Genomic DNA, 20,263 nt, shown 5'->3' with positions numbered 1-20,263 from the left:
GGTTATTCCCTAGAGGTGGATCCATCGTTTCTCTTTGAAACAATCTCTTTAACAAACTCCTCCTTGAAGTCTGTGTATTCATTTACTCCTGTTGATGACCTTTTTAAATACTCCAGTTTTATCTCTAAATACTGCTTCCTCGCGTCTTCGTTTGAATTTAGATAGTCTCTAAAAAAGATGAGATTGTTCCATAGTTCTTTTTGGTATTCGACTATGTGGATAAAATGCGTCTTTTCGTTGTAAGTGTCATCCGTAAACTTAGCCAGTACAATTTCCCCAGGTCTCTCGACTTTCAATCTTAAAAAACCAGCCATAAAAAAATCCTTTAGTAAAGGTTTATCTATCTTTTGTAAATCGTCAACGCCCACTAATATGTCTATGATTGGTTTTGCCGGCATGCCTATGATTGCTGTACTGCCAATATGCAGAATGCGATAATCCCCAAGACTTGTACACTTCATTAACTCTTTTTTAACGGTACAAAATTCTTCATTCCATTCAGGTGTATGGCTTTCTAATCTAACTTCATCATTCTTTAATCCCAATAGCAAAATCTATTCCCCCTTAAATCATTTCTACTTTTCGTCAATTTTCAACTGTTGGTAATAGATGTCTACAACTGGAAGAATATCTGGATTTGTATCGTAATAGGTGTTACCAATTTGATTTGTAGTGAATTTTAATTCTGTTTCATTATCAAAAAGAGTAATACCATATCGCCATCCTACACGTTTTTCTTGATTGTCTTGCGGAGTAAACTTTATATCTTTAGTCAGAGATAGAAATTCATCAATTTGCTCTTGTTCAGTAATCACTTTTGAAGCACCTGTTGAACCATCTTGAATGATGATTTTATCTATATTTTCAATTTTTGCATCCTTATAAAATTCTTCTAAGGACTGTGTTTTTGCACCCGTACAAGCAGTTATTATAAATAAACTTGATATTAAGATAAGGATTAAAGACTTTTTCATCAGCACACCTCCAATCAAGAATTATAGCCAAAAGAAATTGTAAATATCATTGCGAGAAAAGATGCAACGATGAAAATAGTGGGAATTATAGTTATAATAACGGTTAAACTTTTAGGGATATTAAAGCGATTTTTCCAAGTGGCTACTAACAAAAATGCACTTAGTAAAATTATGATTAGAAAAATTGATAAGAAAGCAGAACGCTCTTTAATCATTGCGGACAATTCTTGAAAACTACCCTCTTTAATATGTTCATTTAAAGACGTTCATTGCGAACAACTTTAAATCTAACAAAATACGGTGTAAGTAAAGTTCCGATTAAGAGTAGTACTAATCCTACTCCCAGTGTTGCAGTAAAGTTCGTAAAAGGTGATAAGTAATTTACAAAAGTTAGCATTGGTAAAATGGTTAGGGATACAAATATAAAACGGCCAGGAATCGTTATTTTATGTTTCGCACCACAGTTATCACACTCAATTGGTTTGTATATCCAACCCAAAAACGAATTGTAGATTTCTCTCCAGCTAAATGACCTATTACAGTTTTGACATTTTTGAATAATGAGTACCGCCCCCATTCCATTAATTGACCCTATAGAACAAAAGTGCACACAAAGCTTATTGGGCTAGTACATACTTTTCTGAAAGACCTTTATTACGTATGAATTTCTTCTTCTTTGCTATATATTTCATAAGCAACATATCCCAATAATAAACCTATCCCCGGTCCCCAGGCCATTGTAGATAGTAAAGGAATTGAAGAAAGTATGCTTAAAAGGACTGCAACAGCAGTACCTATGATCATTCCAAATGGTATTAAACTATCCAATAAGTTCTGAGCACTTTCAGACTTTTTCTTGCCCAGAGTACCCCTTTTATATTTATTTTTCATCCTCATAATTACAAATACTACAATCCCACCCACTATTACAAGAGGTAGTAGAATACGTGCAATTGCCAAAGCTAAAGTCATATTAAAATACTCCCTTCTTCCGATTTTAAATCGATTCAACTCATGCACAACACTTATAAAACACCGGTTTCATTATCACGAATAACTTGATACACTTCCATCTTTCCTTGCTTCTCAATGACTTCAAAACGTTTGTTATCCATTATTCTCACTCCCCTATATATTCTTCCTTACTCTTTACTTCCACCAAAAATGGATATGAAATCATAACAATACAAAATAAAATAAAATACAAGCTAAACACAATTACTCTCGGAATATCAAAGAAAATTTGAAGTAGAAGTGGCAATAAAACAGTTGGAGTTAGAAAGGCCATTTTCTTCTTTGATTTTAGCGTTTGAAATTGTTTTTCTTTGCAATATGGGCACGTCAATTCAGGGTTCAATGTTGTGGTTATTTTTAATGTTTGTTTCCAACTCCACTTATTATTGCAATTTTCGCAAGTTGGCATTGGAATCCCTCCTTTTTTATCTATCTATAGCCAATTTGCGGACTACAAACAGCTCTATTACTATTACGTTCTAAATGAATGATAAGTTTCAATCTATTGATATATTGTGAATTGGCAGAACTCATGTCCCGTACCAGAATAAGAATCTTCTGTTAATCCGGAAGTAAAAAAAAAGCACCGCACAATTGCGATGCCGAATACTTAGTATGAACGTGGACCCTTTCCTTACTTACCGAACTTAACAACTGCAATAATAAGCATGATCCAGCCCGTAATAAATGCAACGCCGCCAATTGGTGTAATCGCTCCAAGAATTCCAATACCTGAAAGACTGAGTACATATAAACTTCCTGAAAAGATGATGATTCCAGCAAGAATTAAATAACCTGCCCAACTCAGTTGTGTAGACGGCCCTAGAATTGAACTGTTCATCAGAATTCCAATTAGTATTAAACCGATTGCGTGAAACATTTGGTATTGTACCGCAGTTTCCCAAATCGCTAAATAATGTTCAGACAAACGATCTTTTAACGCATGTGCACCAAATGCTCCGAATACAACAGCAATTGCTGCGTTCACAGCTCCCGCAATAATAAAGAATGGCATTGTTTCTCCTGCTTTCTATTTGAATTCATTTATTTTCTTAAGCTACGAATTTAAAAATCAAAGAGCGATCCGCCATTTGCATCTTCTTCTTCCAGTACTTTTGATTCAAGAGAAACGGTTGTTGCGCTGTTTTCCGTTGAAAGCATTTTCGGGAAAACAGGTGACTCTTTTCTTTCATGACCACTAAGGGCCACTTCACAAAGCGACCGAATAGCCGAAAGAGCCTCACGCATTGCCTGTTCATTTCCTGCGTGTTTCGCAGTGGATAATTGACGCTCCATTTCCAACAGGATTCGATTATATGGAATCATCTTTTCTTATCCCCTTTCTTTTGTTGAAATAGCAAACAATCCATACCCGAAGATTGCTTAACAATTACCGATGGAAGAGGGCGCGACTTAAAACCATGTGCTCTACATCCACGCGGATTTTGCTGTTCCCACGTCACAAAAAAATGTTGACACTCGAAACAATTTGCTGCCACAACTGCCCACCCCTTTAACATTACCTTACCATGCATATACTATGATTTATACCGTTCGGTCATTTCTACACCAATCAATTTGCGGATTACCCCATGATTCTAAAAGCTCGTTTGTTTTTGAAAATGGACGACTGCCAAAAAATCCTCGACTCGCACTAAGTGGACTCGGATGAAACGATTCAATAACAGCGTGACGCGTTAAATCAATCAACTGTTTTTTCTCCTGTGCCGGACGACCCCATAAAATAAAAACAATGGGCCCTTCTCTTTCCGAGAGACTTCGAATGACTTCGTCGGTAAACGTCTCCCACCCTTGTTTGCGATGCGAATGGGCCTCCGCGGCTCTCACTGTAAACACCGTATTCAAAAGAAGCACGCCTTGTTCGGCCCACCCCGTTAATGTTCCATCTTTTGGAATCGAACAGCCTAAATCGGCATTCAATTCTTTGTAGATATTTCGCAAACTCGGTGGGATTTTCACGCCCTTTTTCACAGAAAAACTAAGTCCGTGGGCTTGTCCCTCACCGTGGTATGGATCTTGTCCTAAAATAACGACTTTTACATCCTGATACGCTGTTAATTTGAAAGCCGTCCATAATTCAACTTCTGACGGATAAATGACTTGATCCATATATTCTTTTTTCAAAAATTGTTCAAGTGCTAAATAATAAGGTTTATTGAATTCATTTCCCAAAACCAAATCCCAATCATTATTAAAAACTTTACCGTCCATAAACAATCAGTCCTTAAATTCAATCGTTACGTCATATCCTGCGAATGAAAATAGTTCTTTTAATGTTTTCGCAGCATTTTGTTCGGCCATACTGAGTACACCTTGTCCTGCCGTTTCTTCCAGTATGAGTTGTTTCGCCTGTTCGGCAAGTTCATACGCTTCTTCAATATTGGCTTTCTCACGGAAAAGCCCTTCATACGAATATATTTCTACTTTATCAAAATAGATTTCGGCTCCTCCTAGAAATTTAGCGGGAGACAAAGTGAGTTTTGCCGTTTTCTTTTCATCATCAACAACAACATCTTTTTCTGTTAAACCAGATAAATCTACACCGGCTTTCACAGAACCCGGAATTACAACTAATAGCTGGCGTTTTGTTCCAGGAAGATTGAGTCCGATACTTTGTCCAAATATCGCGTTGTCCTCTTGCTGGATGACCACTTTTGTATAAGCCTCCGCGGTTGCAAGTTCATTTAACTCTTGGATTTGTTCTAGAAATGCACTTTTTTGTTCCGTATACGTACTTCCAGACTTTAAAAAATACATTGTTCCAAAAGGTAGAGCGACCATAAGGAGTAAAATCAGAAGAGCAATTGCTATAAAAGTCTTTTTCCATAATGAAAAGATGACTTTTCCAACACTCCAAAAACCAGACGGACGCCCTGTAACCTCTTCAACAGTGACCGCAGTTTCTGATTCTCCAGCTTTCAGTTCTACCAAAATTCGCTCTATTTCATCACGTTTCTTATCATCCGCCATAGGATCCCTCTTTTCTACTAATATCCGATACTCTCTTATACGTTTAGACTATAGGAAAGTTTCCTTTTCAACAACTAGAATATCATGGTAGGATTAGATTGGGGGAATGCTAAGTGTCCGATATGCACATGCACGAAAAGATCCGAAAGGTAACAGAAGCCGCAAAAGAAGGTAAAAACGTTTCAGAGCGATCTAAAAATATTGGTTTTATACTCTTTCTTCTATTCGTAAGTATCTTTACTTTGGTGCTAATTGCATTAATTGCAGGTTTTATTATCAACAAAAGCTTTGTTGCCGCAGCAGTTGCGGCACTTATCACATTCTATCTCATGTTTTTTGTTTATAAATTAATTACAACCAAAAATATCACAAGTTTGTAATTCTAAATTCTTTTGCTTAAAATTATGTATAAGTTAACTCAAATAAAAGGAGACGTTTCGATATGACTATGAAAAAGACTTTAACAATTGCAGGATCGGATACTTCCGGCGGTGCTGGAATTCAAGCTGATTTAAAAACATTTCAGGAACATGGAACATACGGCATGACTGCACTTACTGTAATCGTTACAATGGATCCTGAAAATAATTGGAGCCATAATGTTTATTCACTTCCAATCGACGTGCTTCATGCACAACTCAATACCGCATTATCAACTGGAATTGATGCCATTAAAACAGGCATGCTCAGCACGGAGGAAGTTATCCAAACAGCCGGCGAAGCAATTACAGCTTCAGGTCTAGACCATGTTGTGATCGATCCCGTTATGGTTTGTAAGGGCGAAGACGAAGTACTAAATCCTGGGAATGTAGGAGCAATGGTTAAATATCTACTTCCAAAAGCTGAAATTGTTACTCCAAACTTGTTTGAAGCCGGACAACTCGCGGGAATTAAAACACCTAGAACAATTGACGATATGAAAGTCGCCGCGGAAAAGATTCACGCTCACGGTGCTCGAAATGTTGTCATTAAAGGTGGAAAACAGCTCGAACACGATAAAGCTGCGGACCTATTCTACGACGGAAAAACATTCACACTTCTCGAAGCAGAAAAAACGGCTACACATTACAATCACGGTGCGGGATGTACCTTTGCCGCTGCAATTACAGCGAACCTTGCGAACGGCCTCCCAGTTAAAGAAGCCGTCATTGAAGCGAAAAAATTTGTGAGTGCAGCAATCGCAAACGGCTGGAAGTTAAATGAATATGTCGGCCCTGTTATGCACGGAGCAAAAAACCGTTTTGAAGGTACAACTGAAATTACTTTAACAGAAGTATAACAACATTATTAAAGTCCATTAAAATGGAATAAAGCCGTCAAAGAATCGTTCAAGATTCTCTCGACGGCTTTTTGGTTGTTATTTACTAAGGACCTTTGTAGACACGGGTTGCACATCTCAGCGCTTTCGTTGCACATCAGACCGAATTCGTTGCACATCCCGGCACTTTCATTGCACACCAGACCGAATTCGTTGCACTTCTCGACGCTTTCGTTGCACACCAGACCGAATTGGTTGCACATTCTACTCAGATAGATTGGTGAAGACTATACCATGAGACAGACAAATCGCATTTAATACCTCTTTTCTATATACTATAACAAGGCTATGCCAAAGGTTTAAGGAGGATTAATTATGGAAACAGTACGACCCGAACACTTACAACAATTAATTACTTCATTCGCAAATAAAGATGTTTATATTCATCTTGAAACGACAAATGGCTCGTACGCGGGTCATCTTAGGGGCAACACTTTAAATGCAGGGGCCTTTATTCGAAACGTCGTTATTAATTTTGAACTCGGAAAGGTTGCCGGTGATGCACCACATCGAATCGGATTGAAACTTCCATCTGGTTGGATTTATGCACAAGGAATTACACATTACGAACTCGACGAACATGGACGACTTCTTATGGCGGGTCTTGACGGAGAGGGTAGACTTGCCGTCGCACTTGAAATAAGTGAAACGCCTTTCACATATTAATACACGCTTGAGGAGGAAAATAATATGATTAAAAAAGAACGCCATGTACTCATCGTACTTCCCCATCCAGATGATGAAGCTTTCGGGCTTGCGGGTACAATTTCAACGTATCGTGAAATGGGTGTACCTGTTACATACGCATGCTTAACGCTTGGTGAAATGGGACGGAATCTAGGAAATCCACCTTTTGCAAATAGAGAAACTTTGCCACAAATCCGTAAAGCTGAACTTCAAAAAGCGTGCGATGCAATGGGACTTGATGACTTAAGATTTATGGGATTAAGAGATAAAACAATAGAATTTGAAGACGATGAAAAAATGGTGAAACTCGTAGCAGATTTAATAGATGAAACGAATCCATCATTAGTGATATCCTTCTACCCGGGACTCTCAGTTCACCCCGACCACGATGCATCTGCCCGCGCAGTTGTTCGAGCAATTAGAAGAATGCCTAAGGAAGGCCGACCTGCACTTTACACAATCGCCTTCGCAAATAACACCGTCGAAGTACTTGGCCAACCCGATATCATTCACGATATTCAACATGCACGAGCGAAAAAGATTGCAACATTAACTGCACATGCTTCTCAAACAGTTTGGATGATGCAAGGAATGGAACAAAAACTCGCAGACAATGATCCCGAAGCACTAAAATGGTTCCAATACGAACGTTTTTATTCATATAATTGGGATCAAGATTTTGAAGATGCATTTTAAATCCCTACAAATATTAACTTATAATCTACAAAAAAATGCAACTCCTCGTCAAACTAAGGGGTTGCATTTTTTGTGGGTTTACATCAGATTGGGGGTGCAATCGAATCCACGCTATCCCACCAGGATTTTATTTCGATGGTTTTACATAGTTCAGGTAAATCATACAATTTCTTCACTGTCTATTTGTCCTGTTACAAATTATTTTTGATTTGTGTTAGAACTTCTGTGGCTAATTCATTTGTATCTTTAAAGTTTCTAGAATCGATGGGATTAGAGTAGTGGACAAAAACCTTTCCTGGTCTATACCTACCCTTCTTTCCTATCAATTTGTAAGAATCCTTTATAGTCACGGGAATTACTTTGACCCCCGATTTAATAGCAATTCGTAAACTACCCGCTTTAAAGTCTCCCATTTCAGGACCTTTACTTCGAGTCCCCTCTGGAAAAACTGCTATTGAATTACCTGATTTTAAACTGTCTATTGCTTGGTTAATAGACTTTAGGGAACTACGAGCGTTATCCCTGTCGATAAACACGCATCCTCGTTCTTTCATCCAATAGCCCAACAACGGAATTTTCTCCATTTCTTTTTTAGCAACAAAAGCCATTGTTTGGGGAGCTGTTGAATACAAAATTGGAATATCCATATTACCTTGATGATTGCTGACATATAATACAGGTTCATCTAATGGAATATTTTCTGTTCCTGTTATTATGAGGTTGGCACCAGTGATTTTAATTAAATTTTTGGTGCACTTGAGAATAATATTATCCATCAGTTCTAGTTTATCCTTCTTTTTGCCTGCCTTGTTTAATTTATTTATAGTAAATGATTTGCTTGCTTTACTTAAAATATAACCCCATAAGTATCCTTGAAATACTAGAGTCCGCATATGTTCTCCTCTTTTCAATCATATTAAATCTATTGCAATTATAATTGATATGAGGAAATTAAATAAGTTGCAAATGTCATCTGTTGTTTATGATATACGTCACATTACGAGGTGAAATCCGGTTTCTTTTTTCACGACCATCTCGGGTAGCATAGCCACACCTAAACCTGCAATAACAGACTGTTTGACAGACTCTATACTCGTTATCCCTTCGCAAGTTGTTTTCCCCCTATTTCATCAACATATATGTTAAATTTTACACCTGCATCTGTTAAAATCACTCTTTTTCCTAAACCCTTAAATAAAGTTTATCCATCTCTTCTCCAAGATTTTTGATTTGTGCTGTTACAATTGATTGCCATCTGAGTCCTATACTTAAACTATAAGGGTGCTGTAGAAAAATAAATTTGTTCGTTCAGTTTTACTAGAAGTCATAGTTAAGATTGAAATCGACTATAAATTTCCCAATCGGGACAGACTTGTTTCAAAACCGGTTTATTAAGGTAAACACAATATAACACCTTACGAATAGGAGGATTAGAAATGACAAAAGATAAAAGAGTAAAAGTTAAAGTAGAATCCGAAATGCGGACAGAAGAAATTTCAGATATGATTGATGAAGGCGGACTGGGTGCTGAAAAATATTACAAGATCAAAAAAGACCCCACTTCTACCCAAACTAACACTGAAGAAGATAAAGAATAATTAATTTAATAAAAATGCCCGTCACTCAATGAATTTTGTTTGAGTAACGGGCATTTTCTATTTATAGCGGACTCATTTCTTCTATCCAAGCTAGTGAAACGTACCACAGTTGCATAATGGGCCTTGTTTCTCTATTTTTGTCTTGCTATGTGTTCTTTATTATGTTCTTCATCGTATAGATGACACGCTACCCAATGTTCTTTTTTATACTCTTTGAATTCAGGTTCTACTTTACTGCAAACATCCATTACATGAGGACATCTCGTCCTGAAACGACACCCGCTCGGCGGATTAATCGGACTTGGCAAATCACCTTCAATGAGTATTCTTTCACGACTTCGTTCAACTTTAGGGTCTGATATCGGTATTGCACTCAGCAACGCTTGTGTATACGGGTGCATTGGATCTTCATATAAATCATCACTTGTTGCGATTTCGGCCATACTCCCCAAATACATAACGCCTACACGATCACTAATATGTTTTACCATCGACAAATCATGGGCGATAAATAAATAGGTCAATCCCCGTTCTTTCTGTAATCTCCCCAACAAGTTGACTACTTGAGCTTGAATAGAAACATCTAATGCAGAAATCGGTTCGTCTGCTACAATAAATTCCGGGTCTACAGCTAAGGCACGAGCAATTCCAATTCGCTGCCGCTGACCACCGCTGAATTCATGCGGATATCTGTTTCCATGTTCACTATTCAAACCCACCGTTTCCAATAACTCATTAACACGAGCTGTCCGTTCTGCTTTCGTATTCACCAGTTTGTGGATATCCAGACCTTCTGCAATAATATCTTTTACCGTCATTCTAGGGTTTAAAGAAGCATAAGGATCCTGGAATATCATTTGCATGCTGCGATTAAACTTAATTAGATCTTTTTTTGATTTTTTCGCATGTACATCCTCGCCCTTAAATACTACTTCACCCTCAGTTGCTTCATAAAGACGCATAATCGTGCGTCCGGCAGTAGACTTTCCACACCCTGACTCCCCGACCAAACCGAACGTTTCTCCTTTATAAATGTCAAATGTGATCCCGTCAACGGCCTTCAGCACACTTCCACGGTCGATTTGAAAATGTTTTTTCAGTTGTTTAATTTCCAGTAATTTTTCCCGACCTTTATCCATGTGCTCCCACACCTCCAACAACTGCCGATTCAGGTTTCTCTACTTTCGGCGAACGTTCATCTAATAGCCAACAAGCTGTTTTTTGCGTCATTGACAAATGTGTATACTCAGGCATGTGGGCTTCGCAAACTTTCATAGCATATGGGCATCTTGTCACAAATGGACAGCCTTTTGGCGGATCAGCTAGGTCTGGCGGTGATCCTGGAATCGCTTGTAACTCCTTACCTCTACTATCCAACTTCGGCATTGAGCCCAGTAACCCCCATGTGTAAGGATGTTTTGGGTTATAAAAGATTTCATCGACATCGCCTGTTTCTACAATTTTTCCCCCGTACATTACTGCAACTCGATCTGCAGCACTTGCTACAACCCCCAAATCATGGGTAATTAGAATGATTGCAGTTCCTGTTCGTTCTTGTATCTCACGCATGAGTTCAAGAATTTGGGCCTGAATTGTTACGTCTAGAGCAGTTGTCGGTTCATCAGCAATAAGTATTTTAGGATTACAGGCCAGAGCAATCGCTATCATTGCCCGCTGACGCATTCCTCCCGAGTATTGATGCGGGTACTGCTTAATACGGGTTTCGGGATTTGGAATTCCCACCAGTTTTAGCAGTTCGATGCCGCGCATATGTGCTTGTTTTTTTGATAATCTTTGGTGCTTGATAAGACCTTCAGCAATTTGTGTCCCGATTCGCATCGTTGGGTTAATGGATGTCATTGGATCCTGGAAAATCATGCTTATATCTTTACCACGGATATCTTGCATCTGCTTCTCCGATTTCTGCGTTAAATCTTCCCCTTCGAATAAAATCGTTCCCCCAGAGTATTTACCGGGTGGAGTAGGAATCAAACGCATTACAGAATTGGCAGTTACAGTTTTTCCGGATCCTGATTCACCGACAATTGCTAACGTTTCTTTTTCATGTAAGTCAAAAGAAACGCCACGGACAGCCTGTACGTCAGCTCCATATGTTTCAAATGAGATGGAAAGATCCTTTACCTCTAGTACTTTCTTCATTTTTAGTCCTCCCTTTATTTACGATCTTTCGGATCCACTGCATCTCTTAACCCATCACCGATGACATTAAATGCCAGTATCGTCAAACAGATGAAGAATGCTGGAAAAAAGAGCTGGTGCGGATAATACTCAAAGGAAGATAAAGCATCATTAGACATTGTACCCCAACTGGCTTGAGGTGCTGGAACACCTAAACCGAGATAACTCAAAAATGCCTCCGTAAATATTGCTGTAGGTATTGTTAATGTTAATGTCACAAGAATCGGGCCAAGTGTATTAGGTATGAGATGCTTCACCAGTAACCTAGTACTACTTGCACCGAGAGAACTGGATGCGAGTATATACTCCGATGACCTCAATTGCATTACCTGGCCACGCACAATTCTAGCCATACCAATCCATCCCGTTATCGTCATCGCAAGAATCATGGTCCATAAACCTTTTGGCATGATGACCATTAATAAAATAACAACTAGTAAATAGGGCACGCCATACAAAATATCTGCAATTCGCATAAGGTATTCATCTACTTTACCACCATAAAATCCTGCGAGTGCACCCCAAATAACGCCGATAATTAAATCGATTAAGGAAGCCATCAGGGCGATAAATAAAGAGATTTTCGCACCATACCAAGTTCTTGCGAATACATCTCTCCCAAGGTTATCTGTTCCAAACCAATGGTCACCATTTGGTGATTTATTTGCATTCATTAAATTCGTTGCTTGATACGTATGTCCCGAGATCCACTCGCCAATAAGAGCCATAATTGCTAATAAGATAATTACACCAACACCGAAAAGTGCAAGTTTATTTAACTTAAAACGACGCCAAGCATCCTTCCAAAATGAAGTGCTTTTCCCAACAATTCTTTCAGCTTCTGCAAAGTTTACTTCTAATCTATCGAAATCCGAATTCTTAATTTGGTTTTGCGTCATTAGTGATTGGCCCCCTTTCCGGTTACTTTGATTCGTGGATCAATCAATCCGTAAATAAGATCCACTATCAGTATGGAAACGAGTAAAATCATACTAAAAAACACCGTAGTTCCCATAATAACGGTATAGTCTCGATTTGTAATACTTACTACAAACTCACTTCCTAAACCAGGGATAGCAAATATCTTTTCTATGATAAAACTACCAGTTAATATGCCCGCAACTAATGGTCCTAAATAGGATACTACTGGTAATATCGCATTTCGTAATGCATGTCTATAGATAACAACTCTCTCACTTAATCCTTTTGACTTTGCAGTTTTAATATAATCCGCGCTAAGCACATCTAACATACTTGAACGCATGAGCCTTGCGATAAAAGCAAGGGGTGTTGTCGCTAGTGCAAATGCCGGTAAAATCGTATGAGCAATGGACTCAAACCGAGCTATTGGTAACAATTCTAACTTAATTGAAAATATATATTGAAGAATGGTTGCCATGATAAAACTTGGTACTGAAATGCCTAGTATTGCAATTATCATTACTGTATAGTCACCCATTCGGTTATGCCTAATTGCGGCTATCGCGCCAAATAATACACCGAACCCCAAAGCTATAAAAATGGACTCTAATCCCAAAATCAAAGAGTACGGGAAACTTCTTTTTATAATATCCATTACTTCTTGTCCTTCATACTTAAAAGAAGGTCCAAAATCTAATTGAGCGGCATTTATAAGATACTTAAAATACTGTTCGTGAATCGGATCGTTTAGACCATAAGCTTCTTTCATTTGCTCTTCAATTGCTGGAGAAGTTTTCCGTTCGGAAGTAAAAGGACCCCCGGGAGCTAATTTCATCAAAGCAAACGTAATGGACACTATAAAAAAGAGTGAAAGTAAAATGTATCCAATCCTTTTTAGTAAATATCTAACCAAACGATACCACCTCCGTAATTCTAAGAAGTCTAATCTCATTTCTCATCTATCTATTTAAACAAAAAATTGGAGGTGAGAAAAGATCACCTCCTATTGATTACCTATTTAAATACTAGATTTTATTACTTTCCGTCGATGTATCCCCATTTGTACTGAACTTGCCCAAGAGGTGATACTTCAACATCTTTAACGTATTCTTTGTTCGTCCACACGTTTGTGTAGAAGTAAATCGGTGAGATTGGAAGCTCTTCCATGAAGATTGCTTCAGCTTGACGTAATAGAACGTCTCGAGCTTCTGGATCGATTTCAGCTCGTGATTGCTTTAATAAACTTTGATATTCCGCACTTTCCCAATTGGTATAGTTGTTTCCACCAATAGTTTCAAAGATTTCTAGGAAGTTAATCGAATCGTTAAAGTCTGCTAACCAACCCATACGACCAACTTGGAAATCTCCTGCACCCATTGAGTCAAGATATACAGCCCATTCCGCGTTTGAAAGCTCTACCTCTACTCCAAGATTTTCTTTCCACATATCCTGTACTGCTTGTGCGATAGAACCATGTGCTTCACTTGTGTTATACGAAAGTTTAACAGTTGGTAGTTTATCCAACCCTAATTCTTCTAAACCTTTTGCTAGATACTCTTTTGCTTTTTCGACATCATTATCGTTGAAATAACCTTTTGAGTTCTCTTCGAAAATAGAAGGTGGTACTAATGCCATAGCTGGTTGTTGCTCAGCTTGTGTGATATTTGTAACAATACCTTCACGGTTAATCGCTAAAGCAAATGCTTTACGAATATTCACGTTTGTAAATGGCTCTTCTTCTACGTTAAATGCGTAGTAGTAAACGCCAGCAAGTGGAGATATGTTTAAAATACCATCCTTTTTATATGCTGGTATCGCTGCCAATGGAATTGAATCCGTCGGCGAACCTAACCAATCTAGTTCTCCCGCGTCATACATCTGTTTTGCAGTGTTTTCATCTTCAATCATAAACATATTAATTGTCTCTAGTTTTACTGTATCAGCATCCCAATACTCTGGGTTTTTCGTAAGAACAACTTTATCTTTATGCTTCCATTCAGACATAAGGAATGGACCATTCGTTACATAATCATCGCTCATATCATTTGCCCAACCTGCTTTTCCTTCAGTAACCTTTTGGTTAACCGGGAAATATGTGTAGAACGCTGTTAATTCAAGGAAATAAGCAGTTGGTTGTGCCAACTGTACAACTAATGTTTGATCATCTTCTGCTGTAATGCCTACATCATCTAATGACCCTCCATTTTCCTTAGCATCTTCGGCACCTTTAATCATATACAATTGGTAGGCGTAGTCTGTATCAGCATTTGCTGGATCTAACACCCATTTCCAAGCGTATTCGAAATCTTTAGCCGTTACAGCATCTCCATTTGACCATTTTGCATTATCACGGATTTTGAAAGTATAAGTCATTCCATCGTCCGACATTTCAGCACTCTCTGCCATCGCTTCTTCGATTACACCTTCTTGGTTAATACGCATTAAACCTTCAAATGTCTGATACAATACAGCACCTGAAGTAGTGTCTGTTGCTGAACCTGGATTTAGTGATGGTGGTTCTGATTTAATATTCAAATTTAGTACCTGTTCTGAAGTTCCTGCAGTTTCGCCTTCATCTTTTTCTTTTTCGTCATCTTTTTCTTCTTCTTTTTCCACAGTTTTGTCGGGTTCGTCTTTTTTACCCTCGTCCTTTTCAACTCCACTACAAGCAGCTAAAAGTAGACTCATTACCAAAACCAGAGCTAGGAAAATCGACCATTTTTTCAATTTCATACATTTAAAACCTCCCCGTTTTTTTTTACCGCAAAGACATTATTCGTCTTAGGTTTTATCATACTATTGTTTGACCAATATTCCAACACTTTTTAATAGTCGGTATATTAAAAATTTTGTTTCCGACTAAACTAGTACCGAATAAATGTTTCTAAGGACATCTAATTCAATACATATCACCTTCTTAGCACTTATAGATTTCATCTCTTTTTATCGGCTGTATTCATGGACCTGCCAGAAATCCTAGGGACCTTAATAAAATATCGGGTGATTGAATTGATCATTCTAGGGTCACAATTGTAAAAATGCCAAGAGTGCATCATTCCAACAGACACTGGCGAACCCATACTGTTCCGTCTTCTGCTTATGACATCGTTAGACTAGTACTAATGTATTTACGCATTCATTGAGGGTACATTAGATCGCCTCAGTCCTGTACTTAAAATACAAAGGTTATGTAGATAACTGAACGTACTTGTTTCAAAATAGGTTTATTAAGGTAAACAATAAATAGTATTTCACGAATAGGGGGTTTAGAAATGACAAGAGATGAAAGAGTTAAAGTTAAAATTGATTCCGAAATGCGGACAAAAGAAATTTCCAAAATGATTGGTGAAGGCGGACTGGGTGCTGAAGAATATTACGAAATAAAAAAATCTGCTCATTCGGTCCAAAATAACACCGAGGAAGATACGCGTGAAAAAGAAGACAAAAAGTAATTGATTTATTGAAAATACCAGTCACTCAATTAGTTATAATTGAGTGACTGGTATTTTCTCCTTATAGATAAATTTGCTTCTTATAAACAATCTTTCAGGATGTATCATTGTAAGAGACAATCATGAATGCTTAAACTTTCATAATTATCTCTTGCATGAGTTCGTATTATTTGGATTTCCTCAACTAAGCCAAATCCCCAAAGCAAATAATAAACCAAATGCCCAATGATGCCACGCTGCCCATTTCATGGTAACCTTTTTATCCTTTAGCGGTGCATCTTCTCTCAATTTCCAGCGTAGCTGTATAGCTAACGGCAATGCTAAAAATGCGATGGTTATAGTCCATTCTGTAACTTCTAGAACTATTAATACAATTAGCCAAATATAAGGTAAAGTAATTAATATCCCAAGAAGTAGCAATGCCTTCTGTCGGCCGAGTACAATCGGTAAAGTAAAACGGAAGCCTATGTCTTTTTTCATATCGCGAATATTGTTCACTAAAATCATAGTAGCAATGATTATGGCATATGGGACAGCAATTGCTACTACGTGCAAGCTATAGTTTCCACCCTCCACAACGTATGCCAAGCCTGTGACAACAAAGCCAAGGAAAATAGCTGCAACCAATTCTCCTACTCCTAAAGATGACAATGAGGGTTTTCCTGCCGAATAATAAATACCGGCTACGATGCTGATTGCTCCTACAACCAATATCCAATAGTTGCTTTCAGAAGCAAGCCATACTCCCAAAACCATTGCAACAGCCAGCATCCCTATTGCAACAGCCGGCAACTGTGATAAAACCGGGTTTTTGGAGAAACTTCTACGTTTTGTTTTCTCCCATTTTTCAATATCCTGTCCATGTAGGAAATCAAAATAATCATTGAATATATTAATCGCCATTTGTACGAGCAATGCTGCCCCCAAAAAAGCAAGGAAAATGGTTACATCTATTGTTCCACTATTTGCAGCAAGTGCACTCCCTGCAATAGTGGGGCTAATGGTTCCTGTCAATGTCATAGGGCGGACGAGAGTTAACCACGATGCGCGGTAGGTATATACTTCTGTTCCAGCTGAATTAGCCACTATACCAGCTCCTAACTATTCAAATTAATTCCTTTGTCATTAAAATGACAACATGAGTATAAGCAAACTAATGAAACCCACTACTTCAACCCCTGACACAATAGTTACATTTCTCATGGCATTCCTTAATAAGCGGGGATAACCATTTTCCGCCATTTTCCAGAGCGTATCATGCGTAAGAACTTTTATCGTAAATCGGTAGCTGACAAATGTACCCCAAAGAATTGTCAGAACGCCGACTGTGAATGCCAAGATTAAGTTATGTCCATAAGCAGTATTTAAAGCTGTATCCATCCCTCGAACTGGACCAAGAACACTTCCGAGAACAAGACCCGTCAAAATAACTCCAAATCCTATAAGGGTGAACTTATGATGTACCCATCGCATTAGTCCCACAAGTAGTTTTTGGCGATTTAGGACATCCATCTTTTTAGCAACCGGAAAAACACCCCAACCTATAAATAATATTCCTCCTACCCAAGTAATTCCTAGAAGAATATGAATAGCTAATACAATTTGATGAATAGACCAATACATTAAACCATCTTCTTTCCAAAGATATGTTTTCTGTGACGATCACCCCAATGAAACTTTGTTGCTGACTAAATTATATAATCGATCACAAAAGAGTTCCTTGATGTGCATCAAGGAACTCTTAATGTGTAAAGATATCTCTGTAAATAGTGTATTTAAATTGACCTAAAAATCCAACCTACACCCCATTAAAATGGACAACTCTAGCTCACATCATCGAGTACTATTACGAACCACTCACCAACTGACTTCACAAACCAAATCATAAACAAAAAGTTAACTGAATCCTAAGGAATAGTCTAAAGAAATGGAATATATCCGATGCTATTTGCAAAGTCATTACTTGAGGTTACTATATATATATCTACGCAACATAAAAACGCTTACAAAGGAGCAGTATAATGAAAAAGTTTAATTTATCCACATGGTTACTTTTCTTAGTTCCATCTATTCTTGGTATTCTTTTATTCATGATACCTATGAAGTTTGGTGAAGAATGGAAAGTACTCATTGCAACACTTGCATTTTACTTGGCGGAAGCGATTTCACCAGTAATGCCATGGATTGCAACCATAATTCTCATCATTGCTGCACTTGGTTCAATGCTCTTTTTAGCTGTTAAAAAGAATGAAGCCAAACCGTCCTTTTTAAAAAATCTATTCCAAGTTTCCCTGTTTTGGACAATTACCCGTGTTGTCGGTGCAGTATTTGCTGTATTGGTAGTACTTCAATTGGGTCCAGAAGCGATTTGGGGAGAAAATACAGGTGGTTTACTACTTAGCGAAGACGGACTTGTAACATTTTTATTTACAATTTTCTTATTTGCTGGTCTTTTATTACCGCTTCTTTTAAATTTCGGATTGCTGGAGTTTTTCGGGACAATGATGGTGAAAGTTATGCGTCCTGTATTCAAAATACCGGGTCGTTCATCAGTCGACGCTTTAACTTCATGGGTTGGAGACGGTACAATTGGAGTACTCCTCACAAGTAAGCAGTATGAAGAAGGCTTTTATACGAAAAAGGAAGCCGCCATCATTGGGACAACCTTTTCTGTCGTATCCATTACGTTCTCTATTGTAATCATTGAAACGGTTGGACTTAGTGCATACTTCCTTCCATTTTACGGTACTGTCGTTTTTGCAGGTTTAGTTCTTGCGTTTATCATGCCGAGAATTTTTCCACTCGTTGGTAAAAAAGAGGAATACATCGACGGAAGACCGTTTACGGGGGATGAAGAAAAATTACCTGAAGGGTATAATTCATTTTCACATGGTCTCGAAAATGCGTTATTGAAAGCAGATTCAAGCCGCTCTTTCACTAAAAATGCTTCAGAAGGTGTTAAAAACGTCCTTGATATGTGGATTGGTGTAATACCAGTTGTTATGGCTTTCGGAACAACCGCATTAATCGTCGTTGAAAACACTCGCTTCTTTACTATTTTAGGTAAACCTTTTGAGCCGATTTTGACACTTCTGCAAATTCCGCAAGCCGCAGATGCCGCTCAATTAATGGTAGTAGGCTTTACAGATATGTTTTTACCCGTTATTTTGGCAGATGGCTTAATTACATCTGATTTGACATTGTTTGTTGTTGCTGCAATATCCGTAACACAACTTATTTTCATGGCCGAAGTCGGTGGGCTTCTACTAGGTTCAAAAATTCCAGTAAACTTTATGGACTTGGTTTTCATTTTTTTATTACGCACACTTATTGCACTTCCCATTGTTGCAGGTGTGGCACATTTATTGTTTTAAAAAAGAGACATCAAAAAAGCTTCGCGGATAATTCATCGCGAGGCTTTTTTGATGTTCATTTACCCATTTTAAGTTTCAATTTTTCTAACATATCGATGGTCATTAAATCAAGATCGTATATTGATTTGAATCCCCATTCTTCACACGCAACAGATGTATCAATTGAATCTGGCCAACTGTCGGCAATGGATTGAAGTTCTGAATTCACATCATAGAACATCTCAAACGACGGTAAATGCTTTTGAATAGAGGCAGCAATCTCTGACGGTTCAAAACTCATCCCCTTTACATTAAATGCATTCCTGTGAATCAATTTCTCCGGGTTCGCTTCTAGTAAATCAGTAATCGCTTGCAATGCATCCGGCATATACATCATGTCCATGTACGTCCCCTTTGCAATTGGGGAGGTATATTTCCCTGTTTCTAGTGCTTTGTAGTAAATTTCAACTGCATAATCTGTTGTTCCCCCACCAGGTTTTGAAACGTGAGAGATGAGCCCTGGGAAGCGAACGCTGCGTGTATCCAGTCCAAATTTTTTATGGTAGTAATCACATAATAATTCACCAGCCACTTTATTCACACCGTACATCGTTGTAGGGCGTTGCAATGTATCTTGTGGAGTATCCTTTTTAGGTGTAGATGGTCCGAATGCGCCGATTGAACTCGGTGTGAAAAATTGCAGCTCAAGCTCACGCGAAACTTCGAGGGCATTCATAAGTCCGCCCATATTTAAATTCCATGCCAGCAATGGGTTATTTTCAGCAGTGGCAGACAATAATGCTGCCATATGCATCATCGTATCGGCACCAAAACTCTTGGTAAGCGCATGCATTTGTTTCGCATCTGTAACATCTAAAACTTCAAACGGACCTTCCGTTGCTGAGTCTGTTTGTTTAATATCCGTCGCTAAGACGTTTTCAGTTCCATACATAGATCGCAGTTTTGATATCAATTCAGAACCAATTTGACCAAGAGCACCCGTTACGATAATTTTCTTCATCTATAATTCCCCCATTCTCACACAAATGTACTTTTCAGG

28 protein-coding genes are annotated in these 20,263 nt (G+C 38.2%); 8 read left to right on the top strand and 20 right to left on the bottom strand.

Going from position 1 to position 20,263, the window contains the following annotated elements; genetic code table 11:
* Nucleotides 1–2: 2 nt before the first annotated feature.
* Both ACP8HH_RS01455 and ACP8HH_RS01450 read right to left on the bottom strand, forming a co-directional pair.
* Nucleotides 3–551 carry a GrpB family protein gene (locus ACP8HH_RS01455; RefSeq protein WP_438314855.1) on the bottom strand — a complete coding sequence of 183 codons (549 nt, stop codon included), beginning with the start codon at nt 549–551 and terminating at the stop codon, nt 3–5.
* A 24-nt stretch (nt 552–575) separates the two neighbouring features.
* On the bottom strand, nt 576–974 hold the full coding sequence (locus ACP8HH_RS01450) for a hypothetical protein (protein ID WP_438314852.1): 399 nt from the start codon (nt 972–974) through the stop codon (nt 576–578).
* A gap of 69 nt (nt 975–1,043) precedes the next feature.
* Between ACP8HH_RS01450 and ACP8HH_RS01445 the strand changes: the two genes are divergently transcribed.
* Nucleotides 1,044–1,205, top strand: coding sequence for a hypothetical protein (locus tag ACP8HH_RS01445; RefSeq protein WP_438314849.1), 162 nt, complete (start codon nt 1,044–1,046; stop codon nt 1,203–1,205).
* A gap of 25 nt (nt 1,206–1,230) precedes the next feature.
* Here ACP8HH_RS01445 and ACP8HH_RS01440 read toward each other — a convergent pair whose 3' ends face one another.
* The 9 genes from ACP8HH_RS01440 to ACP8HH_RS01400 all read right to left on the bottom strand — a co-directional run bounded on the left by ACP8HH_RS01440 (nt 1,231) and on the right by ACP8HH_RS01400 (nt 4,979).
* Nucleotides 1,231–1,551, bottom strand: a complete 321-nt coding sequence (locus tag ACP8HH_RS01440) for a TIGR04104 family putative zinc finger protein (RefSeq protein ID WP_438318955.1) — start codon at nt 1,549–1,551, stop codon at nt 1,231–1,233.
* A 77-nt stretch (nt 1,552–1,628) separates the two neighbouring features.
* The gene (locus tag ACP8HH_RS01435) at nt 1,629–1,946 is read right to left on the bottom strand and encodes a hypothetical protein (protein ID WP_438314846.1); all 318 of its coding nucleotides are present in this window, start codon (nt 1,944–1,946) and stop codon (nt 1,629–1,631) included.
* Nucleotides 1,947–1,999: 53 nt separating this feature from the next.
* Nucleotides 2,000–2,089, bottom strand: a complete 90-nt coding sequence (locus ACP8HH_RS01430) for a DUF6440 family protein (RefSeq protein ID WP_438314842.1) — start codon at nt 2,087–2,089, stop codon at nt 2,000–2,002.
* Nucleotides 2,090–2,094: 5 nt separating this feature from the next.
* A complete protein-coding gene (locus ACP8HH_RS01425) occupies nt 2,095–2,397 on the bottom strand; it encodes a TIGR04104 family putative zinc finger protein (RefSeq protein ID WP_438314840.1) in 303 nt (100 codons plus the stop codon).
* Nucleotides 2,398–2,622: 225 nt separating this feature from the next.
* Complete coding sequence (locus ACP8HH_RS01420; RefSeq protein WP_438314838.1) at nt 2,623–3,003, bottom strand: DUF423 domain-containing protein; 381 nt, start codon at nt 3,001–3,003, stop codon at nt 2,623–2,625.
* A gap of 50 nt (nt 3,004–3,053) precedes the next feature.
* Nucleotides 3,054–3,314, bottom strand: a complete 261-nt coding sequence (locus ACP8HH_RS01415) for a YwdI family protein (RefSeq protein WP_438314835.1) — start codon at nt 3,312–3,314, stop codon at nt 3,054–3,056.
* Nucleotides 3,311–3,508: a uracil-DNA glycosylase gene (locus ACP8HH_RS01410; RefSeq protein ID WP_438318953.1), complete on the bottom strand. Its 198-nt coding sequence runs from the start codon at nt 3,506–3,508 to the stop codon at nt 3,311–3,313. The genes ACP8HH_RS01415 and ACP8HH_RS01410 overlap by 4 nt, the downstream gene beginning before the upstream one ends.
* Nucleotides 3,509–3,533: 25 nt before the next feature.
* Nucleotides 3,534–4,220 carry a uracil-DNA glycosylase gene (locus ACP8HH_RS01405; RefSeq protein ID WP_438314833.1) on the bottom strand — a complete coding sequence of 229 codons (687 nt, stop codon included), beginning with the start codon at nt 4,218–4,220 and terminating at the stop codon, nt 3,534–3,536.
* A gap of 6 nt (nt 4,221–4,226) precedes the next feature.
* Nucleotides 4,227–4,979 carry a DUF4230 domain-containing protein gene (locus ACP8HH_RS01400; RefSeq protein WP_438314830.1) on the bottom strand — a complete coding sequence of 251 codons (753 nt, stop codon included), beginning with the start codon at nt 4,977–4,979 and terminating at the stop codon, nt 4,227–4,229.
* 113 nt (nt 4,980–5,092) lie between these two features.
* Between ACP8HH_RS01400 and ACP8HH_RS01395 the strand changes: the two genes are divergently transcribed.
* From ACP8HH_RS01395 to bshB2, 4 genes are all read left to right on the top strand, one after another.
* Nucleotides 5,093–5,359: a hypothetical protein gene (locus ACP8HH_RS01395; RefSeq protein WP_438314828.1), complete on the top strand. Its 267-nt coding sequence runs from the start codon at nt 5,093–5,095 to the stop codon at nt 5,357–5,359.
* A gap of 62 nt (nt 5,360–5,421) precedes the next feature.
* Nucleotides 5,422–6,258 (top strand): bifunctional hydroxymethylpyrimidine kinase/phosphomethylpyrimidine kinase, encoded by an 837-nt coding sequence (gene thiD / locus ACP8HH_RS01390; protein ID WP_438314825.1) that lies wholly within the window; start codon nt 5,422–5,424, stop codon nt 6,256–6,258.
* 354 nt (nt 6,259–6,612) lie between these two features.
* Nucleotides 6,613–6,963, top strand: coding sequence for a YojF family protein (locus tag ACP8HH_RS01385; RefSeq protein WP_438314822.1), 351 nt, complete (start codon nt 6,613–6,615; stop codon nt 6,961–6,963).
* A gap of 24 nt (nt 6,964–6,987) precedes the next feature.
* Nucleotides 6,988–7,680 (top strand): bacillithiol biosynthesis deacetylase BshB2, encoded by a 693-nt coding sequence (gene bshB2, locus ACP8HH_RS01380; protein WP_438314819.1) that lies wholly within the window; start codon nt 6,988–6,990, stop codon nt 7,678–7,680.
* A gap of 191 nt (nt 7,681–7,871) precedes the next feature.
* Here the strand turns inward: bshB2 and ACP8HH_RS01375 are convergent, their stop codons facing one another.
* The gene (locus ACP8HH_RS01375) at nt 7,872–8,591 is read right to left on the bottom strand and encodes a lysophospholipid acyltransferase family protein (protein WP_438314816.1); all 720 of its coding nucleotides are present in this window, start codon (nt 8,589–8,591) and stop codon (nt 7,872–7,874) included.
* 525 nt (nt 8,592–9,116) lie between these two features.
* On the opposite strand from ACP8HH_RS01375, the gene ACP8HH_RS01370 reads away from it, so the two are divergent.
* Nucleotides 9,117–9,278 carry a hypothetical protein gene (locus tag ACP8HH_RS01370; RefSeq protein ID WP_438314813.1) on the top strand — a complete coding sequence of 54 codons (162 nt, stop codon included), beginning with the start codon at nt 9,117–9,119 and terminating at the stop codon, nt 9,276–9,278.
* A 131-nt stretch (nt 9,279–9,409) separates the two neighbouring features.
* Here ACP8HH_RS01370 and ACP8HH_RS01365 read toward each other — a convergent pair whose 3' ends face one another.
* The 5 genes from ACP8HH_RS01365 to ACP8HH_RS01345 form a co-directional block, all read right to left on the bottom strand.
* On the bottom strand, nt 9,410–10,417 hold the full coding sequence (locus ACP8HH_RS01365; RefSeq protein ID WP_438314811.1) for an ABC transporter ATP-binding protein: 1,008 nt from the start codon (nt 10,415–10,417) through the stop codon (nt 9,410–9,412).
* A complete protein-coding gene (locus ACP8HH_RS01360) occupies nt 10,410–11,438 on the bottom strand; it encodes an ABC transporter ATP-binding protein (RefSeq protein WP_438314807.1) in 1,029 nt (342 codons plus the stop codon). The genes ACP8HH_RS01365 and ACP8HH_RS01360 overlap by 8 nt, the downstream gene beginning before the upstream one ends.
* Nucleotides 11,439–11,452: 14 nt before the next feature.
* Nucleotides 11,453–12,376 carry an ABC transporter permease gene (locus tag ACP8HH_RS01355; RefSeq protein WP_438314804.1) on the bottom strand — a complete coding sequence of 308 codons (924 nt, stop codon included), beginning with the start codon at nt 12,374–12,376 and terminating at the stop codon, nt 11,453–11,455.
* Nucleotides 12,376–13,311 carry an ABC transporter permease gene (locus tag ACP8HH_RS01350; protein WP_438314801.1) on the bottom strand — a complete coding sequence of 312 codons (936 nt, stop codon included), beginning with the start codon at nt 13,309–13,311 and terminating at the stop codon, nt 12,376–12,378. The genes ACP8HH_RS01355 and ACP8HH_RS01350 overlap by 1 nt, the downstream gene beginning before the upstream one ends.
* A gap of 122 nt (nt 13,312–13,433) precedes the next feature.
* Entirely contained in the window at nt 13,434–15,131 is a 1,698-nt protein-coding gene (locus ACP8HH_RS01345; RefSeq protein WP_438314798.1) for a peptide ABC transporter substrate-binding protein, read from the bottom strand.
* 539 nt (nt 15,132–15,670) lie between these two features.
* On the opposite strand from ACP8HH_RS01345, the gene ACP8HH_RS01340 reads away from it, so the two are divergent.
* A complete protein-coding gene (locus tag ACP8HH_RS01340) occupies nt 15,671–15,850 on the top strand; it encodes a hypothetical protein (RefSeq protein WP_438314795.1) in 180 nt (59 codons plus the stop codon).
* Between the two features lie 180 nt (nt 15,851–16,030).
* On the opposite strand, the gene ACP8HH_RS01335 is transcribed toward ACP8HH_RS01340, so the two are convergent.
* Both ACP8HH_RS01335 and ACP8HH_RS01330 read right to left on the bottom strand, forming a co-directional pair.
* Nucleotides 16,031–16,936, bottom strand: a complete 906-nt coding sequence (locus ACP8HH_RS01335) for a prenyltransferase (RefSeq protein WP_438314792.1) — start codon at nt 16,934–16,936, stop codon at nt 16,031–16,033.
* Nucleotides 16,937–16,975: 39 nt separating this feature from the next.
* Nucleotides 16,976–17,473: a hypothetical protein gene (locus ACP8HH_RS01330; RefSeq protein WP_438314789.1), complete on the bottom strand. Its 498-nt coding sequence runs from the start codon at nt 17,471–17,473 to the stop codon at nt 16,976–16,978.
* A 398-nt stretch (nt 17,474–17,871) separates the two neighbouring features.
* Here ACP8HH_RS01330 and ACP8HH_RS01325 point away from each other — a divergent pair, with 398 nt between their 5' ends.
* The gene (locus ACP8HH_RS01325; RefSeq protein ID WP_438314786.1) at nt 17,872–19,224 is read left to right on the top strand and encodes a YjiH family protein; all 1,353 of its coding nucleotides are present in this window, start codon (nt 17,872–17,874) and stop codon (nt 19,222–19,224) included.
* Between the two features lie 55 nt (nt 19,225–19,279).
* Here the strand turns inward: ACP8HH_RS01325 and ACP8HH_RS01320 are convergent, their stop codons facing one another.
* Nucleotides 19,280–20,224, bottom strand: coding sequence for an L-threonine 3-dehydrogenase (locus ACP8HH_RS01320; protein WP_438314783.1), 945 nt, complete (start codon nt 20,222–20,224; stop codon nt 19,280–19,282).
* Between the last annotated feature and the right edge of the window lie 39 nt (nt 20,225–20,263).

The organism is Sporosarcina sp. FA9, assembly GCF_051550205.1.
Classification (GTDB): Bacteria; Bacillota; Bacilli; order Bacillales_A; family Planococcaceae; genus Sporosarcina.
Note: the sequence above shows the minus strand (reverse complement) of the source record. Positions and strands in the feature narration are given on the sequence as shown.

Coding starts and splice junctions, on each gene's coding strand:
- ACP8HH_RS01450 (WP_438314852.1), bottom strand. CDS start 974: ATGAAAAAGTCTTTAATCCTTATCTTAATATCAAGTTTATTTATAATA.
- ACP8HH_RS01445 (WP_438314849.1), top strand. CDS start 1,044: ATGAAAATAGTGGGAATTATAGTTATAATAACGGTTAAACTTTTAGGG.
- ACP8HH_RS01440 (WP_438318955.1), bottom strand. CDS start 1,551: ATGGGGGCGGTACTCATTATTCAAAAATGTCAAAACTGTAATAGGTCA.
- ACP8HH_RS01435 (WP_438314846.1), bottom strand. CDS start 1,946: ATGACTTTAGCTTTGGCAATTGCACGTATTCTACTACCTCTTGTAATA.
- ACP8HH_RS01430 (WP_438314842.1), bottom strand. CDS start 2,089: ATGGATAACAAACGTTTTGAAGTCATTGAGAAGCAAGGAAAGATGGAA.
- ACP8HH_RS01425 (WP_438314840.1), bottom strand. CDS start 2,397: ATGCCAACTTGCGAAAATTGCAATAATAAGTGGAGTTGGAAACAAACA.
- ACP8HH_RS01420 (WP_438314838.1), bottom strand. CDS start 3,003: ATGCCATTCTTTATTATTGCGGGAGCTGTGAACGCAGCAATTGCTGTT.
- ACP8HH_RS01415 (WP_438314835.1), bottom strand. CDS start 3,314: ATGATTCCATATAATCGAATCCTGTTGGAAATGGAGCGTCAATTATCC.
- ACP8HH_RS01410 (WP_438318953.1), bottom strand. CDS start 3,508: ATGTTAAAGGGGTGGGCAGTTGTGGCAGCAAATTGTTTCGAGTGTCAA.
- ACP8HH_RS01405 (WP_438314833.1), bottom strand. CDS start 4,220: ATGGACGGTAAAGTTTTTAATAATGATTGGGATTTGGTTTTGGGAAAT.
- ACP8HH_RS01400 (WP_438314830.1), bottom strand. CDS start 4,979: ATGGCGGATGATAAGAAACGTGATGAAATAGAGCGAATTTTGGTAGAA.
- thiD (WP_438314825.1), top strand. CDS start 5,422: ATGACTATGAAAAAGACTTTAACAATTGCAGGATCGGATACTTCCGGC.
- ACP8HH_RS01385 (WP_438314822.1), top strand. CDS start 6,613: ATGGAAACAGTACGACCCGAACACTTACAACAATTAATTACTTCATTC.
- bshB2 (WP_438314819.1), top strand. CDS start 6,988: ATGATTAAAAAAGAACGCCATGTACTCATCGTACTTCCCCATCCAGAT.
- ACP8HH_RS01370 (WP_438314813.1), top strand. CDS start 9,117: ATGACAAAAGATAAAAGAGTAAAAGTTAAAGTAGAATCCGAAATGCGG.
- ACP8HH_RS01365 (WP_438314811.1), bottom strand. CDS start 10,417: ATGGATAAAGGTCGGGAAAAATTACTGGAAATTAAACAACTGAAAAAA.
- ACP8HH_RS01360 (WP_438314807.1), bottom strand. CDS start 11,438: ATGAAGAAAGTACTAGAGGTAAAGGATCTTTCCATCTCATTTGAAACA.
- ACP8HH_RS01355 (WP_438314804.1), bottom strand. CDS start 12,376: ATGACGCAAAACCAAATTAAGAATTCGGATTTCGATAGATTAGAAGTA.
- ACP8HH_RS01345 (WP_438314798.1), bottom strand. CDS start 15,131: ATGAAATTGAAAAAATGGTCGATTTTCCTAGCTCTGGTTTTGGTAATG.
- ACP8HH_RS01340 (WP_438314795.1), top strand. CDS start 15,671: ATGACAAGAGATGAAAGAGTTAAAGTTAAAATTGATTCCGAAATGCGG.
- ACP8HH_RS01330 (WP_438314789.1), bottom strand. CDS start 17,473: ATGTATTGGTCTATTCATCAAATTGTATTAGCTATTCATATTCTTCTA.
- ACP8HH_RS01325 (WP_438314786.1), top strand. CDS start 17,872: ATGAAAAAGTTTAATTTATCCACATGGTTACTTTTCTTAGTTCCATCT.
- ACP8HH_RS01320 (WP_438314783.1), bottom strand. CDS start 20,224: ATGAAGAAAATTATCGTAACGGGTGCTCTTGGTCAAATTGGTTCTGAA.